General features: G+C 72.8%; 17 protein-coding genes. 3 read left to right on the forward strand and 14 right to left on the reverse strand.

The genetic code is table 11. The annotated features are described in order from the left end of the window. Nucleotides 1–19 precede the first annotated feature (19 nt). Complete coding sequence (locus AB5J54_RS13510) at nucleotides 20–271, forward strand: protealysin inhibitor emfourin (RefSeq protein ID WP_369144169.1); 252 nt, start codon at nucleotides 20–22, stop codon at nucleotides 269–271. Nucleotides 272–274: 3 nt separating this feature from the next. On the opposite strand, the gene AB5J54_RS13515 is transcribed toward AB5J54_RS13510, so the two are convergent. The 7 genes from AB5J54_RS13515 to AB5J54_RS13545 form a co-directional block, all read right to left on the reverse strand. Then, nucleotides 275–1,582 carry a TerD family protein gene (locus AB5J54_RS13515; protein ID WP_369144170.1) on the reverse strand — a complete coding sequence of 436 codons (1,308 nt, stop codon included), beginning with the start codon at nucleotides 1,580–1,582 and terminating at the stop codon, nucleotides 275–277. 48 nt (nucleotides 1,583–1,630) lie between these two features. Beyond that, complete coding sequence (gene era, locus AB5J54_RS13520; protein WP_030684806.1) at nucleotides 1,631–2,572, reverse strand: GTPase Era; 942 nt, start codon at nucleotides 2,570–2,572, stop codon at nucleotides 1,631–1,633. Nucleotides 2,573–2,602: 30 nt separating this feature from the next. Continuing rightward, entirely contained in the window at nucleotides 2,603–3,547 is a 945-nt protein-coding gene (locus AB5J54_RS13525; RefSeq protein WP_369144171.1) for a DUF916 domain-containing protein, read from the reverse strand. Nucleotides 3,548–3,611: 64 nt separating this feature from the next. After that, a complete protein-coding gene (locus AB5J54_RS13530) occupies nucleotides 3,612–4,943 on the reverse strand; it encodes a beta-xylosidase (protein WP_369144172.1) in 1,332 nt (443 codons plus the stop codon). A 202-nt stretch (nucleotides 4,944–5,145) separates the two neighbouring features. After that, a complete protein-coding gene (locus AB5J54_RS13535; protein WP_369144173.1) occupies nucleotides 5,146–5,625 on the reverse strand; it encodes a hypothetical protein in 480 nt (159 codons plus the stop codon). A 211-nt stretch (nucleotides 5,626–5,836) separates the two neighbouring features. Next, the gene (locus AB5J54_RS13540) at nucleotides 5,837–6,199 is read right to left on the reverse strand and encodes a cytidine deaminase (RefSeq protein ID WP_189801886.1); all 363 of its coding nucleotides are present in this window, start codon (nucleotides 6,197–6,199) and stop codon (nucleotides 5,837–5,839) included. Between the two features lie 27 nt (nucleotides 6,200–6,226). Beyond that, complete coding sequence (locus tag AB5J54_RS13545) at nucleotides 6,227–7,114, reverse strand: helix-turn-helix transcriptional regulator (protein ID WP_369144174.1); 888 nt, start codon at nucleotides 7,112–7,114, stop codon at nucleotides 6,227–6,229. Between the two features lie 112 nt (nucleotides 7,115–7,226). Here AB5J54_RS13545 and AB5J54_RS13550 point away from each other — a divergent pair, with 112 nt between their 5' ends. Further along, entirely contained in the window at nucleotides 7,227–8,654 is a 1,428-nt protein-coding gene (locus AB5J54_RS13550) for an MFS transporter (RefSeq protein WP_369144175.1), read from the forward strand. A 42-nt stretch (nucleotides 8,655–8,696) separates the two neighbouring features. Here the strand turns inward: AB5J54_RS13550 and AB5J54_RS13555 are convergent, their stop codons facing one another. The 5 genes from AB5J54_RS13555 to AB5J54_RS13575 form a co-directional block, all read right to left on the reverse strand. Beyond that, nucleotides 8,697–9,050 carry an MmcQ/YjbR family DNA-binding protein gene (locus AB5J54_RS13555; RefSeq protein ID WP_369144176.1) on the reverse strand — a complete coding sequence of 118 codons (354 nt, stop codon included), beginning with the start codon at nucleotides 9,048–9,050 and terminating at the stop codon, nucleotides 8,697–8,699. Continuing rightward, nucleotides 9,047–10,342: a hemolysin family protein gene (locus AB5J54_RS13560; RefSeq protein WP_369144177.1), complete on the reverse strand. Its 1,296-nt coding sequence runs from the start codon at nucleotides 10,340–10,342 to the stop codon at nucleotides 9,047–9,049. Before AB5J54_RS13560 ends, AB5J54_RS13555 begins: the two co-directional genes overlap by 4 nt. Nucleotides 10,343–10,346: 4 nt before the next feature. Further along, the gene (ybeY, locus tag AB5J54_RS13565; protein ID WP_041129173.1) at nucleotides 10,347–10,844 is read right to left on the reverse strand and encodes an rRNA maturation RNase YbeY; all 498 of its coding nucleotides are present in this window, start codon (nucleotides 10,842–10,844) and stop codon (nucleotides 10,347–10,349) included. Between the two features lie 12 nt (nucleotides 10,845–10,856). Further along, the gene (locus AB5J54_RS13570; RefSeq protein ID WP_369144178.1) at nucleotides 10,857–11,894 is read right to left on the reverse strand and encodes a PhoH family protein; all 1,038 of its coding nucleotides are present in this window, start codon (nucleotides 11,892–11,894) and stop codon (nucleotides 10,857–10,859) included. Between the two features lie 106 nt (nucleotides 11,895–12,000). Then, on the reverse strand, nucleotides 12,001–13,119 hold the full coding sequence (locus tag AB5J54_RS13575) for a carbohydrate kinase family protein (protein ID WP_369144179.1): 1,119 nt from the start codon (nucleotides 13,117–13,119) through the stop codon (nucleotides 12,001–12,003). Nucleotides 13,120–13,374: 255 nt separating this feature from the next. On the opposite strand from AB5J54_RS13575, the gene AB5J54_RS13580 reads away from it, so the two are divergent. Beyond that, nucleotides 13,375–14,703: an MFS transporter gene (locus tag AB5J54_RS13580; protein ID WP_369144180.1), complete on the forward strand. Its 1,329-nt coding sequence runs from the start codon at nucleotides 13,375–13,377 to the stop codon at nucleotides 14,701–14,703. Between the two features lie 10 nt (nucleotides 14,704–14,713). Here AB5J54_RS13580 and AB5J54_RS13585 read toward each other — a convergent pair whose 3' ends face one another. Next, nucleotides 14,714–15,613, reverse strand: coding sequence for an RICIN domain-containing protein (locus tag AB5J54_RS13585; protein WP_369144181.1), 900 nt, complete (start codon nucleotides 15,611–15,613; stop codon nucleotides 14,714–14,716). Between the two features lie 167 nt (nucleotides 15,614–15,780). Next, on the reverse strand, nucleotides 15,781–16,779 hold the full coding sequence (locus AB5J54_RS13590) for an adenosine deaminase (RefSeq protein ID WP_369149320.1): 999 nt from the start codon (nucleotides 16,777–16,779) through the stop codon (nucleotides 15,781–15,783).

Consider the following 16,779-nt stretch of genomic DNA (forward strand, 5'->3'; position numbering starts at 1 on the left):
TCTGCGGTAGACAGGGCCCATGCGGATTCGAGTGCGGCGCACGGGTGGTTTCGCGGGCATCGAGCGGTCGGCGGAGGTGGAGGTCTCGGGACCCGAATGGGAGTCCCTGACCTCCACCGTCCTCGCGGAGGGCGACGGTGACGCCCGGGGCGTGCCGGACGGCTTCTCGTACGAGATCACCGTCGACGGCCGCACGCTCCGCTGCGGCGACCCCCACCTCACGGACGCCCAGAGGACCCTCGTGACGAGGGTCCTCAAGGAAGGGGCGTAGGCCCTAGCGGGCGCCTCGGCGCCAGAATCTGTTCTCCTTCGGCGGCCTGACCTTCAGGGACCAGTCGCCCTCGGCGCTGCGGACCTGCACGAGCAGGGGCCCCTCGGGCAGCGGACGCGTGTCCCTGGGGAGCCTGCTCGCGGCCGTGGCGAGCAGGTGGTCGCGGCCGCCCGGCTCGTGGCCCCGCACGCTGAAGTAGGCGTGGCCGAGTCTCGTGTGGAGCCGGGAGGCGAGCAGGGCGGCGGGACCCGTGTACAGCAGGACGTCGCCGCCCCGCCCCTCGGCGGCGCCGTCCAGGACCTCCACGGCGCTCACCGGACGGAGGGCGACCGTCCACTCCCGGTCGTAGCCGCTCACGCGCAGGCGCAGCGGGCGCTTGCCGTCGTACCGCAGCAGCCCACGGCCCTCGTGGTCCTTCAGGGTCGTGCTCGCGAGCAGGACGTCGCCCTCGCCCTTCTCGTCGAGGGTCCGCACGGAGAAGTAGCCGTCGCCCCTCCGGGTCGTGTCGACGACGAGGTAACCGGCCGGGATCGGCACGTCGACGGTGATGACGGCCTTGCCCTTGCCGCTGCGGAAGAACTCCGGGAAGTCCTCGCCGAAGAGCTCGACGTCCGACCGGGGGCCGAGTCGCGGGGGCCGCTGGACGGGGACCCGTGCCGGTGTCCGCACAGCGGCGGCCTCGTCCTCCCGGACCTTCGCAAGGAGCTCCTCGGGGATGGCCTCCGGCCCCGGCGGGACGTCCTCGTGGACCGGCTCGTCCTCGGGGGCCGGCTCCGGATCCCCGCCCACGATGCCGAAGTCCTCGGCGAGGCCGACGAGGCCGGAGGCGTACCCCTGGCCGACCGCGCGGAACTTCCACCCGCCGTCACGCCGGTAGAACTCGCCGAGGAGGAACGCCGTCTCGGTGCTCGCGTCGTCGACCTCGTACAGCGCCAGCTGCTCGCCGGTGCCGGCGCTGATCGTCCGGATGTGCAGGCCCGGCACCTGGCCGAACGTCCCGTCGTCACTGGAGGCGGTGATCACGATGCGCTGGACGGCGGGCTCCACGCGCTCGGTGTCGATCTCCAGCCAGTCGGCGACCCGCTGCTCCCCGTCCTGCACCTGCCCGAGCAGGCGCACCGCGCCGGACGCGTGCGCGGGCTGGTTGTAGAAGACCAGGTCGCCGTCGCCCCTGACCCGGCCCTCGGCGTCGAGGAGCAGCGCCGAGGCGTCGACCTCCGGCACCCCCTCGCCGGCGGCCCGCCGGACGACCGCGATCCGCCACACCTGCCCGGGGACCGGCAGGTTTCCCCCCTTGACGATCTCTGTCACGGCGCCATGCTGACACGCGCCCCCGGACGCCGCACAGAAGATCGGAAACTAGAAGCCGAGCTTCCTGAGCTGCTTCGGGTCCCGCTGCCAGTCCTTCGCGACCTTCACGTGCAGGTCGAGGAAGACCGGGGTGCCGAGGAGGGCCTCGATGTGCTTGCGGGACTTCATGCCGACCTCCTTGAGGCGGCTGCCCTTCGGGCCGATGATGATGCCCTTCTGGCTGGGGCGCTCGATGTACACGTTCGCGTGGATGTCGAGCAGCGGCCGGTCCGCCGGGCGGTTCTCGCGCGGGATCATCTCCTCGACGACCACCGCGATCGAGTGCGGCAGCTCGTCCCGTACGCCTTCGAGCGCGGCCTCGCGGATCAGCTCCGCGACCATGACCTGCTCCGGCTCGTCCGTGAGGTCGCCCTCCGGGTAGAGCGGCGGGGACTCCGGCAGGAGCGGGATGAGCAGGTCGGCGACGAGCTGGACCTGCTTGTTGCCGACGGCCGAGACCGGCACGATCTGCGCCCACTCGAAGCCCAGCTCCTTGCCGAGCTGGTCGATCGCGATGAGCTGCTCGGCGAGGGTCTTGGAGTCGACCAGGTCGGTCTTGGTGATGATCGCGACCTTGGGCGTCTTCTTGATCCCGGCGAGCTCCTTGGCGATGAAGCGGTCGCCGGGGCCGAGCTTCTGGTCGGCGGGCAGGCAGAAGCCGATCACGTCGACCTCGGCCCAGGTGGTGCGCACGACGTCGTTGAGCCGCTCGCCGAGGAGGGTGCGCGGCTTGTGGAGGCCGGGGGTGTCGACCAGGATCAGCTGGGCGTCCGGGCGGTGCACGATGCCGCGGACGGTGTGCCGGGTGGTCTGCGGCCGGTTCGAGGTGATGGCCACCTTCTGGCCGACCAGAGCGTTCGTGAGGGTGGACTTGCCCGCGTTGGGGCGGCCGACGAAGCAGGCGAAGCCGGCCCGGTGGACGGCTTCGGTTTCTTGGTTGCGAGCGCTCATGGGGGCCATTGTCCCCGATGAGCGCCCGCGTCACGTACTCAGTGCCCGGCGACGGCGTATCCGCAGGCCGTAGAGCCCGGCCGCGCCGCCCACGGCGAGGATCGCGGCGGCGAGCCAGGGCACGGCGAGGAAGGACACGGTGCCGGTCTCCTTCACGTCCTTCGCGGTGGCGGTGAGGGTGACGTCGCCCCAGTCGAGCTGCGGGGAGCCGGTCCAGCGCTCGGTGAGCCGGATCTTCTGGCGGGGCAGCAGCTCGGCGGGGACCTTCGCGAGGTCGCGGTCGAGGAGGGTGCGGCCGAAGAGGCCCTCGGCCTTCAGGACGACCTTGGGGTTGAGGGTGATGTTGCCCCGGTTGTGCAGGGTGTACGAGACGAGGGCGCTGCTCGTGCGGGTGCCGGGGACCAGCGGCCGGTCCTGGTCGAGGCTGACGTCCTCGACGGCGAGGGCGGGCACGGTCGGGCCGTTGACCCGGAGGTAGACGCGGGCGCCGACCGCGCGCTGCACGCCGACGGCGACGGAGCCCTTCCCGCCCCGGGCGATCCGCTCGTCGAGTGCGACGAGGGCGCCGGGGTGGTCGCCGGGGTCGGCGTCGGCGGGGACGGTCAGCGTGTACGGCACGGTGACGGCGGAGCGGGGCGGGACGGTGATCCGGGTCCGCTCGGGCTTGATCCAGGCGCCGGCGCCGGTCTGCCGCTCGCTCCGGGTGCGGACGGCGAAGCCGCCGTCGCGGTCGGTGTTGTAGGCGTCGGCGCCGTACAGCCGGAAGGTGAGCGGGGCGGCGGTCTTGTTGGCGACGGTGACGCGGTCGGTGAGCGTCGTGCCGGGGTCGGCGGAGAGGTAGAAGTACGGGCGCCCGCCGAGCTCGGCGGCGGCCGGGTAGACGGCCCACTCGCCGTTCTCGGCGGCCTGCGCGCCCGGTGCGAGGCCGAGGAGCGCGAGGAGGGTGCTCAGGAGGAGTGCGGACAGCTTGCGCACGGTGCGGACCCCCGGGGTGCGGATCGGAGCGGGCCGGCCGGGTGCGCGCCCGGCCCGCGAGCGGTCAGGACAGGGTCAGCGTGAGCACGCCCGCGTACGAGCCGGGCGCGGTGAACGCCGGGACGTCGAGGGAGAGCTGCGCGTCGACGGTGAACTCGCCGCCCGTGAGGGTGCCGTTCGGCGTGGAGGCGAGGGTCGCGCCGCCGCTGCCGACCGGTCCCGCGGAGCCTGCGGCGCAGGCGCTGGGGCTGCCGGCCTTGGCGGTGCAGGCGGGGGTCCAGGAGAGGTTCCCGGCGCCGATGGCGCCGCCGGGGCCGGTGAAGTCGGTGACCTTGCCGGTCAGGGACCAGCCGGCGGGGCCGCCGCGGAAGTCCTTGACGGTCACCGTCTGGAGCGCACCCTTGGCCGCGCCGCCCGCGCCGAAGTCGACGGAGGACAGCTGGACGGCGTCCCCGGCCTGGGTCATGGACAGCTCGCCCGCCGTGACGGCCGCGGTGATCGTCTGGCTGTTCGGCGGTGCCGGGACGACGACCTTGTACGCGGCGGGGCCCGCGCCCTTGTCGGGGTCCCAGGCCGTGCCCTCGTACGCCACGATCCCGGTGGTCGCCGGGTCGTTGACCTTGAGGCGCGCGGCGAAACCGCCCTCGCTGTCGGTGGTGACGGTCATCTTGTCGGCGGTCTCCGCCGCTCCGGCGCGGCCGACGACGGTGACCTCGGTGAGCGGGGTGAACCTGCTGCCGGTGACGGTGACGCGGACGCCCGGGTCGCCGGAGGCGTTGTCGAGCTGGAGCGTTCGCGTGTTGGGGCTGGTCACGGGGCTCGCGACGACCGTCTCGGAGACCGGGGCGGGCGGGTTGAGCACCGTACAGGGGGTGTCCAGCTCCATGAGGTAGCTGGTGTGGATGTTGTAGTCGCCGGGCGAGAGGGTGATCGAGCCGGCCTCGGTGGCGGTGAAGGTGCCCGTCATCGAGAAGGCCGGGAAGGAGCCCTTGCCGGGGACCGGCGGGTTCTTCTTGGGTCCGGTGACGGTGACCGTGCCGGTCTGGGCGCCGCCGAGGACCACCTTGCCGCTGGGCGTCATGATGTCGGCCGGGAGCGCCAGGTCGACCGGGTTGGACGCGGCGGGCTTGGTGACCGTGTAGGTCACCGTGACGGTCTCGCCGACCTTGGGGCTGGTCTTGTCGACCGTGATCTGGGCGGTGGTGGCGCCCTCGATCGGCGGGATCTGGGCGACCGGCGGCGGGACGCAGCGGGTCTGGAATTCCACCGACTGCGAGGTGGTCGTCGCGCCGGCCGGGGCGGCGAGCGCGCCGCCGGCGACCGCGAGGGCGGTGGCGCCGAGGACGGCGGTCCAGCGGCGTCTTCGGGCCGCCGCCCGGGATCGGGTGAGTGCCATGTGTGTGCCCCCTCCTGAGGGATGAGTGGGCGCCATTGACGGCTGCGGGCGGAGAGAAGTCAATGGAATCGAATTCCACCGACTGATGACCCATCAGATACTGTCAAGATCGCGACATGCCGGGCATTTCCCCAGGTCACGACGGAGACCGGTGCCGCCCAGGGCGACACCGGTCAGGGTGGTACGGGCTCAGCCGAGCGACTCAGCTGAAGACGAACGGACCCGGCGACTGCGAGGTCACCGCGTCGCAGTTCACCGTGACCCCGAAGATCACCATCTTGAGGGCGACCCCCGCGAAGTACGAGTTGAGGCTGTCACCCGAGGCCACGGTCCCGCTGAGCGGGCCGATCTTGACGGACTGCCCGGCGGAGAGCGCCGGGTTCTTCTTGCCGGTGAAGACCCGGGTGCCACCGCCGGCCTTGGCCATCGTCAAGGTCGAGCTGATCGTGTCGGCGCCGACCCCGACCGGCGTCGTGATGGCCGAGGTGAGGGTGATGGTCGCGGCGGTGCCGCTCTGGGTGGCCGTGAGGTTGGCGGTGCCGCTGCCCCACGTACCGCAGTCGTACGTCGCCGTCGCCGAGCCCGGCGACACGGCGCCGGCCGTCGGGGCGAAGGCGAGTCCGGCGGCGGCGAGCGCCCCGGTGAGTACCGCGACGGTCCCTAAGGTGCTTCTGCTTCTCATGGCGAGTTCGAACCCCTTTCGATACCGAACGCAGGGGTGCGGACACTGCGTGAAGGACGGGAGATCTGACGGTCCGTCGGACGAACCGCTGTCATTGACGCGCAGACGGCCGGGGAAGGCAAGAGAAGATGCGGTGATCCTTCACAAACACACAAGGGCGGCGGCGCCCGGCGTGTCGCCCGGCCCCGCCGCCCTGATCCCGTCCCTGGGCTCAGCCCGCGGTGACGGCCACCCGCAGCTGTCCGTCCGGACCCGCGAGCAGCACCGGGGTCTCCGGGCCGCCGAGGTCCCGTACCGCCGCGCGGTCCTCGTCCGAGGCCGCCTCGGCGTTCGACACCACGGCCGCCGCCTCCAGGGACTGGGCCCCGCTGGCCACGGCCATCGCGACCGCGGTCCGCAGCGCGCTCAGCTTGAGCGACTCCAGCTCCACGGTGCCGGCCACATAGGTGCGGCCCGTCTCGTCCCGTACGGCCGCACCCTCGGGCACGCCGTTACGGGCGCGGGCGCTCCGCGCAAGGGTGATGATCTTGAGGTCCTCGGCGCCGAGGTCGCCGTGCTCGCTGCTGAGTGTCATGAACCGAGCATAGGTCCGCGACGATGATCAGCCCGCGACCGGGTACATCGCCCCGCGACGCCCCTCCGGCGACACCAGCCACTCCAGCTTCTCGGCCGTGTCCGCCTCCGGCAGCGGGGTGTGCATCACGATGACCAGATCCGGGCGGGCCGGGACCCTGAGCTGGGTCGCCTCGACCACCAGCGTCCCGACCAGCGGGTGCTCCATCTCCTTGCGGTTCTGGCCGCCCGGCAGGATGTCCCGCCGCTCCCACAGCTCCGCGAACTCCGCGCTCGCCTCCTTGGCCGACTCGACCACCGCCTGGAAGCCCTCGTCGTCCGGGCACTCGGAGCACGCCGAGCGGAACTGGGCGACGACCTTCGGCGCGAGCTCCTCCCAGCGCGTCGACCGCGAGCGGTACAGCGGGTCCGTGAAGAACGCGACGAGGCAGTTCTGCACGATCTCCGGCCGCATCCCGAGCACGATCGCCGCCGCGTCGTTCCACATCACCGTGTTCCAGTACTGGTCCATGATGTGCGCCGGGAACGGCATCCACGCGTCGATGAGCCGCCGGAGCCCGTGGCACATGTCCCGGTCCTCCGGGGCCGGTTCGAGCGCCGGCGGGTTCAGCGCCGCCAGGACGTACAGATGGCGGCGCTCCGCCGGGCTCAGCCGCAGCACCCGCGCCACCGAGTCGAGGACCTGCGGGGAGACCGTGATGTCCCGGCCCTGCTCCAGCCACTGGTACCAGGAGACCCCGACGCCCGCGAGGACCGCGACCTCCTCCCGGCGCAGGCCCGGGGTGCGGCGGCGGGCGCCGCCGTCCGGGAGTCCCGCCTCGGCCGGGCTGACCCGGGCCCGACGGCTCATCAGGAACTCGCGCAGTTCGCCGAGTCGGTGCTGCTTCGCGCTGGCGCTCTCGAGAGCGGTGGCCACGTGTGCTTCCTCCCCCTGGACGCATGGTGGATGCCGGGCGGTGCCTGGTGGTGCGACCAACAGGATAAGTTCCCGCTCCCCAGCGTTGTTCCCGTCCGCCGAAGGTGGACGCATGGCAACGACGACCACCCCGCCCGAATCCCCCACCGACCCCACCACCCCCACCACCACGGCCCCCGCCGCTCCCCCGGCCCTCACCCGCCGCGACCGGCTCGTCCTCTTCGTCCTGTGCGCCGCCCAGTTCATGGTGGCGCTCGACTTCTCCGTCCTGAACGTCGCTCTGCCCGTCCTCGGCGCCGACCTCCGCTTCGACCCCTCCGGCCTCCAGTGGGCGGTCACCGCCTTCGCCCTGCCCTCCGGCGGCTTCCTGCTGCTCTTCGGCCGGATCGGCGACCTCTTCGGCCGCAAGAAGCTCTTCCTCTCCGGTCTCGTGCTCTTCGGCGCGGCCTCCCTGCTCGCCACGCTCGCCTGGAGCCCGGGCTCCTTCCTCGCCGGCCGCGCCCTCCAGGGCCTCGGCGCGGCGGCGATCGTGCCGACCGGCATGGCGCTGCTCACCACCGCCTTCCCCGAAGGCCCGCTGCGGGCCAGGGCGCTCGGCATCTCCGGCACCCTGATGTCGCTCGGCTTCACCATCGGCATGGTGCTCGGCGGCGTCATGACCGACACCCTCGGCTGGCGCTCCACGATGGCCCTGCTCGCCGTCTTCACGCTGATCGTGCTGCCGCTCGCCCCGGGCCTGCTGCCCGAGTCCCGCACCCCCGAGCGGCCCCGCCTGGACGTGCCCGGCGCGCTGACCGTCACCGGCGGGCTGCTCTCCCTGATCTACGCCCTGACGACGGCGGCCGAGCGCGGCTTCGGCGGCGTGGACGTCCCCGTCGCCCTCGCCCTGGGCGTGCTGCTGCTCGTGGCCTTCGGGGTGATCGAGTCCCGGCACCCGGCCCCGCTGGTCTCGCTGCCGGTGCTGCGCCGCCGTACCGTCGCCTTCGGCAACCTGGGCGGTCTGGTCACCTTCTCGATGATGTCGACGATCGTCTTCGTGCTGACCCTGTACCTGCAGGAGACCCTCGGCCTCTCGGCCTTCGCCTCCGGCATCGTCTTCGGCGTCCAGGGCGCGTTCTCGGTCCTCGCCGGCATGGTCACCCCGAAGGTGATCGGCCGGTTCGGCGCCCAGCGCACCCTGGTGGTCTCGCTGCTCGGCCAGGGCCTGCTGACCGCCGCGCTGCTCGGCATCGGCCGGGAGTCCGGCGCGGTCCTGGCGACCGTGGCCGTCTCGGTGGCGTCGATGCTGCACCTCGGCGCGATCATCTCGTACGGCGTGACGGTCACCTCCGGCGTACGCGACGAGGAGCAGGGGCTGGCGACCGGTCTGGTCACGACCACCCAGCAGGTCGGTCTGACGGTCGGCATCCCGCTGCTCGGTGTCCTCGCCACCACCGGCTCCGACCTCTTCGCCGGGGTCCGCACGGTCATCGCCCTGGACGCGGCGATCGTGGTCGGCGCGGCGGCCCTGATCGCCCTCGGCCTGCGGCGCCGGTCCTGAGGTCCCCCTGCGGCCGGTCGGGGCGGAACCGTACGGCCTCGGCTACGACCGGTCGAGGCGGAGCCGTACGGCCTTCGGGAGACCGGCGACGACGAGGTCGTACGAGTCCTCGACGAGCTCCCGGACCATCCGGTCCGGGAGCTCCGCGACGGTCACGGTGTTCCAGTGCCGCTTGTTCATGTGGTACCCGGGGGCGACGGCGGGGTGCTCCTCGCGGAGCCGTACCGCCTCGTCCGGATCGCACTTGAGATTGACCCGCAGCGGACGGCCGTCGAGCCACGAGAGCGCGAACATCTTCCCGGCGACCTTGAAGACGGAGGTGTCCGGACCGAACGGGAACTCCTCCGAGGCGTCGTTGAAGTCCAGGCAGAAGGCGCGCAGCTCGTCGGGGGTCATTCCGGCTTCTCCTCCGGTTCCAGCGGTTCCACGAGCACGGTGACGATCTTGTTCCGGCGGCCGGCGGGCGCCTCGGCCGTCAGTCGCAGCGAACGGCCGTCCGGCAGCTCCACGACCGCCTTGGCCCCGGAGATCGGGACCCGGCCGAGCGCCTTGGCGAGCAGACCGCCGACGGTCTCCACGTCCTCGTCGTCGTACTCGTCGGGGCCGAAGCCGTACAGCTCGCCGAGGTCGCCGATGTCGAGGCGGGCGGTGACCCGGTAGCGGTCCTCGCCGAGCTCCTCGACGGGCGGCAGCTCCCGGTCGTACTCGTCGGTGATCTCGCCGACGATCTCCTCCAGGATGTCCTCGATGGTGACGATGCCGGCCGTGCCGCCGTACTCGTCGATGACGACGGCGACGTGGTTGCGCTCCTGCTGCATCTCGCGCAGCAGGTCACCGGCGTTCTTGGTGTCGGGCACGAAGGCGGCGGGCCGCATCGCGGTGGACACCAGGTCGGCCTCGGAGTCCCGGTTGATGTGGGTCCTGCGGACCAGGTCCTTCAGGTAGACGATGCCGACGATGTCGTCCTCGTTCTCCCCGGTGACCGGGATCCGGGAGAACCCGGAGCGCAGCGCGAGGGTGAGGGCCTGACGGATCGTCTTGTACCGCTCGATGCAGATCAGATCGGTGCGGGGCACCATCACCTCGCGGACGAGGGTGTCGCCCAGCTCGAAGACGGAGTGCACCATGCGGCGCTCCTCGTCCTCGATGAGCGACTCCTGCTCGGCGAGGTCGACCATGGCCCGCAGCTCGGCCTCGGAGGCGAAGGGGCCCTTGCGGAAGCCCTTGCCCGGGGTCAGCGCGTTGCCGATGAGGATGAGGAGCTGCGGGATCGGGCCCATGATCCGGGCCAGCGGCAGCAGCACGTACGCGGCTGCGGTCGCCGTGTTCAGCGGGTGCTGGCGGCCGATGGTGCGCGGCGAGACGCCGACGGCCACGTACGAGACGAGGACCATGACGGCGATCGCGACGAGCAGCGCCTGCCAGGTCTCCGGGAGGGCTTCCAGGCAGGCGTACGTGACGAGGACGCCGGCCGCCATCTCGCAGGAGACGCGGACGAGCAGCGCCACGTTGAGATAGCGGGTCGGGTCGGAGGCGACCTGGGCCAGCTTCTCGGCGCCGCGCCGCCCGGACCGGACGGCCTCGGCGGCGCGGAAGCTGGAGACGCGGGCGAGACCGGCCTCGGCGCAGGCGGCGAGCCAGGCCACGATGACCAGCGCGACGGCGCCGAGGATCAGCGAAACGTCCATCGGGTCAGGAGACGGTGGGAGCCGGGGACGGGCCGGTGAGGCCCTTCTCCGCGCGCCAGCCGTCGACGATCGCCGCCTGGAGGCCGAACATCTCGGCCTTCTCGTCCGGCTCCTCGTGGTCGTACCCGAGCAGGTGCAGCACCCCGTGGACGGTGAGGAGCTGGAGCTCCTCGTCCATGGAGTGCTGCGTCGGCGCGTCCTTGCCCTGCTGGGTGGCGACCTCGGGGCAGAGCACGATGTCGCCGAGGAGCCCCTGCGGGGGCTCCTCGTCGTCCTTCGACGGCGGGCGCAGCTCGTCCATCGGGAAGGACATGACGTCCGTCGGGCCGGGCAGGTCCATCCACTGGATGTGGAGCTGCTCCATCGCCTCCGCGTCCACGACGATCACCGAGAGCTCGGAGAGCGGGTGGATGCGCATGCGCGCGAGCGCGTAGCGGGCGATGTCGAGGATCGCCTGCTCGTCGACCTCGGTTCCGGACTCGTTGTTGACGTCGATCGACATGTGCTGTTTCTGCTACTTCCCGTTGCGGCTGTCGTACTGCTCGTACGCGTCGACGATACGGCCGACGAGCTTGTGCCGGACGACATCCTGCGACGTGAGCGTCGAGAAGTGGACGTCCGGGACACCGTCGAGGATGTCGCGGACCTGCCGCAGGCCGCTCTTCGTCCCGTTCGGCAGGTCGACCTGGGTGACGTCACCGGTGATGACGATCTTCGAGTCGAAGCCGAGGCGGGTGAGGAACATCTTCATCTGCTCGGGGTTCGTGTTCTGCGCCTCGTCGAGGATGATGAACGCGTCGTTCAGCGTCCGTCCGCGCATGTACGCCAGGGGCGCGACCTCGATCGTCCCGCTCGCCATGAGCTTGGGGATCGAGTCGGGGTCGAGCATGTCGTGCAGGGCGTCGTACAGCGGCCGCAGGTACGGGTCGATCTTCTCGTAGAGCGTGCCGGGCAGGAAGCCGAGCCGCTCGCCCGCCTCGACGGCGGGCCGGGTCAGGATGATCCGGTTGACCTGCTTGGACTGCAGGGCCTGGACCGCCTTCGCCATGGCGAGATAGGTCTTGCCGGTGCCGGCGGGGCCGATGCCGAAGACGATCGTGTGCTTGTCGATCGCGTCGACGTACCGCTTCTGGTTGAGCGTCTTGGGACGGATCGTGCGACCCCGGCTGGAGAGGATGTTCTGCGTGAGCACCTCGGCGGGAGTCTCCTCGCCGCCCTCCGCCGATCCGTTCTCGCTCGCCCTGAGCATGGCGATCGAGCGTTCCACTGCGTCCTCCGTCATCGGCTGACCGGTGCGGAGCACCAGCATCATCTCGTCGAACAGGCGCTGGATGAGGGCGACTTCCACCGCGTCGCCGACCGCGCTGACCTGGTTGCCCCGGACGTGGATGTCGGTCTGCGGGAACGACCGCTCGATCACGCGGAGCAGGGAGTCACCGGAGCCGAGGATGGTCACCATGGGGTGCTTCGCCGGGACGGTGAAGTGGGCGCGGGCCTGTCCAGGCGCCCCGTCGTGGGGCGCTCCGTTCTGGGCTGTGGGTGTCTGAGTCATGGGCCGGCACTGTGGCCTGCGCATACCTCCCGTTGCAGGGTTCTCGCTGCTCGACAACCTCTCGGCTACCAAGCCTACGACCAGGCACCGACAGACTCGTAAGGGTTTACGAATGAGCGGCCCGGAAGCCGATCGTCGGCACGGCCCTGCGCAGCGGCCACGGGCGGGCCGGGGCGGGCAGGAGCCGCTCCAGGAAGGCGTAGCGGCCGCGCAGCGCCTCGGGGTCCTGACGGGCGTGGCCCTGGACGTGCTGCCACCAGGCGGCGATCTCGCCCCAGGTCGGGGCGGACAGCGAGCCGCCGAACTCCTGAACGGAGAGGGCGGCGGTCAACCCGGCGAAGGCGAGCCGGTCGGCGAGCGGCCAGTCGGCGAGGGTGCCGGTGACGAAACCGGCGACGAAGACGTCCCCGGCGCCGGTCGGGTCGAGGGCGGAGACCTGGATCGCGGGGACCTCGGCGGTCTCGCCGGTGGCGCCGTCGACGGCGTAGGCGCCCTCGGAGCCGAGCGTGACCACGGCGTAGCGGACCTTGTCGGCCAGGGCGCGGGCGGCGGCCCGGGGGCAGTCGGTGCGGGTGTAGCGCATCGCCTCGGCGGCGTTCGGCAGGAAGGCCTCGCAGTGCTGGAGGTCGGTGAGGCCGGCCAGGTCCCAGCGGCCGGTGTCGTCCCAGCCGACGTCGGCGAAGACCTTGGCTCCGCCGCGGGCGGCCTGGGCGACCCAGTCCTCGGAGCGGCCGGGCACGAGGGAGGCGACGGCCGCGCGCGCGTGCGGCGGGTAGGCGGGCAGGGCGCCGTCGAGCGGCGGGGCCTCGTGGCCGTGGGAGACCATCGTGCGCTCGCCCTCGTAGGCCATGGAGACGGTGACCGGGGAGTGCCAGCCGGGGACGGTGCGGGAGAGCGAGAGGTCGATGCCCTCGCCCTGCTCCAGGGCGTCCCAGCAGTACTCGCCGTAGTGGTCGTCGCCGAAGGCCGCGGCGAGCGAGGTCCGCAGGCCGAGGCGGGCGAGGGCGGTGGCCATGTTGGCGACGCCGCCCGGGCTGGAGCCCATGCCCCGGGCCCAGGACTCGGTGCCGCGGACGGGGGCGCTGTCCAGGCCGGTGAAGATGATGTCGAGGAAGACGGTGCCCGTGAGGAAGACGTCGCAGGCGGGGTCCGTGGGCTCGCGCAGGCAGACCAACGGGTCGACCCCGGCGTCGTGTTGCGGCTGCTCTCCCCTTGCTGTGGTCACGGCAGGCTCCCCGGTCGTGGTGCGGATCAGATCAGTGTGCCCGATGGGGGTGGGGTGACGGGTGGGACGCACAAGAAGGCGCCTTGTTACCCACGAACCCACCCACCAAACACATAGTGACTCGGATCACACGCCGAACCGGCGGAAACCGACTTCTCCCGCCCCTCACCCGCTTGATACACATGGTCCGCGACCCCGTGCCCCGCGCACACCACCGGGCGCTCCACCCCTCCCCTTCCGTTCCTGGGAACGCCCATGTCCTCGCGGACTCGCGGCGCGGGGGCCCTCGTCGCCCTCGTCGCCCTCTTCACGGCCGGCTACCTCGCCCCGTACCTCCTGCCGACCGTCGTCGGCCGTCTCTCCGCCGGTCTCGGCCTCACCCCGTCCCAGGCGGGTCTGATCGGCTCCGTCCTGCTCCTCGGCTCCTCCACGGCCGGCTTCACGCTCGCCGCGCGCGGGGAGCGGATCGGGCCGCGCCGGACCGCCCGCGCGGGCCTGCTCGCGATGGCCGTCGGATACGGCTCCGCCGCCGCGACCGGCGTCGTGCCGCTGGTCGTCGCGGGCGCCGTCCTCGGCGGCCTCGGCTCGGGCACGGCGACGGCGGTGGCCGTGGCCGGGATCGCCGGGCAGCGCGACCCGCACCGCGCCTCCACCCTCGGCCTGCTCTCCGTCTCGGCGACGGCGGGCGCCCTGTACCTGACCCTTCCGCACCTGGGCGGCGGCCACGCCGCCCCGCTCCTCGCGATCGCGTGCGGGGCGGTTTTGGTGTGGCCGTTCACGGGCGGACTGCCGACCGCCGCGCACACGGTCCGCGAGAGCGCGGGCACCCTCGGACCCCTCCCCCACCGGCGGGCGGGCGCGGTGCTCGCCGGCGGCATCCTGTGCTGGTCCCTCGCGCAGAACGCCCTCTGGGGCGTGAGCGGACGCATCGGCCTCACCCAGGCCGGCCTCTCCGAGGTCACCGTCGGCGCGGTGTTCGCGGCGGCGCTCGGCGCGGGCCTCGCCGGCGTCACGGCGGCGGGCGCGCTCGGCTCGCGCCTGGGCCGCGCGGTTCCGATCGGCGCGGGGACGGTGGCGATCGCGGGCTGCGTCCTGCTGAGCTCGACCGCGGAGAACCTCGCGGGCTTCGCGACCGGCGAGATCCTCTGGAACGCCTTCTACCCGGTCGTCCTGTCCTACCTGCTCGGCCTCGCGGCCTCCCTGGACCCGCGCGGCCGCTGGGCCGTCATGGTCGGCTCCGCCTCCTCCCTCGGCGTGGCCTGCGGCCCGGTGACCGGCTCCCTGCTCTCCGACCGCGCCGGCTACCCGGGCATGGGCCTGGTCCTCTGCGCCCTGCTGCTGCTCGTCGCCGCCCCGATGACGGCCGTCGCCCGCCACGCCTCCGGCCGCCCTCTGGTCCCGGGCTCGATCCGGCGCCGCGGCGGCGCCCCCGCCGCGGTCCTCGCGGGCCGGGGCTCGGGGACGGTCCTGGTCCCCCAGATGGGAGCGCCGGAGCAGGAGGTCACCCCGATCCCGGTCGCCGCGGGCCGCCGCCGGGCGGCGAAGTCGGCGTTCCGGCTGGCCCGCCCTTCGGACCGGGGCTAGGCCCTGCGGGTCACCCCTGGCCGAAGCGCCAGAAGTGGTCGGCGTACGGGCCGCAGGGGTACTGGTTGACCGGCGCGGTCTCCCGGGTGCTCGCCCCGGGGACGGCGAGGCAGAGCCCGCTGTTGGCGTTGACGATCCGGTAGAGCGGGCGCCCGGCCGTGTCCCGCTTCTGGTACTCGACCCGCCACAGGTGGTCGGGGTAGTCGCCGCAGGGGTACTGGTTGACGTTGACGGCGGTGGCCTTGCTGGCCCCCGGGACGGCCGCGCAGTACCCGCTGTTGTTGTTGACGATGCGGTAGCGGGCCCGTCCCGAGCCGTCCGCGCCGGCGGGCCGGAGGTGCCAGAAGTGGTCGGCGTACGGGCCGCAGCCGAACTGGTTCAGGTCGACGACCGAGGTCGCGGCGCCGGGGACCGCGAGGCACAGGCCGCTGTTGCCGTTCACGATCCGTACCGCCGGACCCACCGGGGGCGCCACGGTGCCGCCGTCCCGCAGCGCGGGCGGCACCCGGGTCGGGGACGGCCGGGCGGGCGGCGTCGTCCCGGGCGCCCGGGTGGGGGCGCCGGTCGGTCCCGGCGCGGAGCTGGGCGCGGCCGATCCCGGCGCCGTCGTCCCCGGCGCCGTCGGGGACGGCGTCGCGACCGTCGGCCCGGTGCCCGGCGTCCCGCCCGCGGTGGACGAGGCCTCCGTGGGCGCGACCTGCGCGGGCGGCGGCGCCGACGCGTTGCCCGTGCGCTGGGTCTGGGTCAGGACCGTCGCCAGAGCGCCGACCAGGGGCACCACCACCCCGGCCACCCACCAGGCCCATCGGGGCGGATGCGGGGCCGGCCGGTCGGCCGGGGCGGCTCCCGAGGCTCCGGGACTCGACGGCGGGGCCGTGGTGTCCCCTGCGGGACCGGGCGTGTCTGACACGTGCTGCTCCCCCCGAAACAACGGTCGTCGCCCGAGTATCACCCCACGGCCGGACCCGGAAACCCGCAATCCGAAAACACGTACGCCCGGCGCCTCCGGATCACCGGGCCCCGGCGTCTCCCGTCACCGGCCCGGTTTCTCCCGTCATCCGCCAACGGCGTCTCCCGTCACCGGCCCCCGAACTCGTAGGCCTCCACCTCGGCCAGGTACCGCGCCCGCCGCTCCTCGTCGTCCTCCAGGAACGACGCCTCGAACGAGTTCCGCGCCAGCTCGCGGAGCTGGTCCTCCGTGAGGTCCAGCGCCTCGCGCACCCCGTCGAAGTTGTCCCCGACATAACCCCCGAAGTACGCGGGATCGTCGGAGTTCACGGTCACGAGGAGACCCGCCGTCATCATCGTGCGCAGCGGATGGTCGGCGAGGGTGTCGATGACGCGGAGCCGGACGTTCGACAGGGGGCAGAGCGTGAGCGGCACCCGCTCGCGGGCCAGCCGGTCGACGAGCTCCGGGTCCTCCATGCAGCGCAGACCGTGGTCGATCCGCTCCACGCCGAGGACGTCCAGGGCTTCGCGGACATAGGCGGCGGGGCCCTCCTCGCCCGCGTGGGCGACGCGCCGCAGGCCGAGCCGGGCGGCCTCCTCGTACACCTCGCGGAACTTGGCGGGCGGGTGGCCGACCTCCGCCGAGTCGAGGCCGACGCCGGTGATCCGGTGGAGATACGGCTTCGCCGCGTCCAGGGTCGCGAGCGCCGACTCGGCCGACTCGTCGCGCAGGAAGCAGAGGATGAGCCGGGTGGAGATCCCGTACCGCTCCTCGGAGCGGTCGAGGGAGGCGCCGAGGCCCTCGATGACGGTGCCGATCGGGACGCCGCGGGCGATGTGCGCCTGCGGGTCGAAGAAGATCTCGGCGTGCCGGACGCCCTGGGCGGCGGCCCGCTCCAGGTAGGCGTCGGCGAGCTCGGTGAAGTCCTCGGCGGTCCGCAGGACCGCCATCAGCGCGTAGTACAGGTCCAGGAAGGACTGGAGGTCGCCGAAGCGGTAGGCCTCGCGGAGGGCGGCGGTGTCGGCGTACGGCAGGGTGACGCCGTTGCGCTCCGCGAGCGCGAAGGCCAGCTCGGGTTCGAGGGTGCCTTCGATGTGGAGGTGCAGTTCGGCCTTGGGTACGGGCAT

The organism is Streptomyces sp. R44, from assembly GCF_041053105.1.
Lineage (GTDB): Bacteria > Actinomycetota > Actinomycetes > Streptomycetales > Streptomycetaceae > Streptomyces.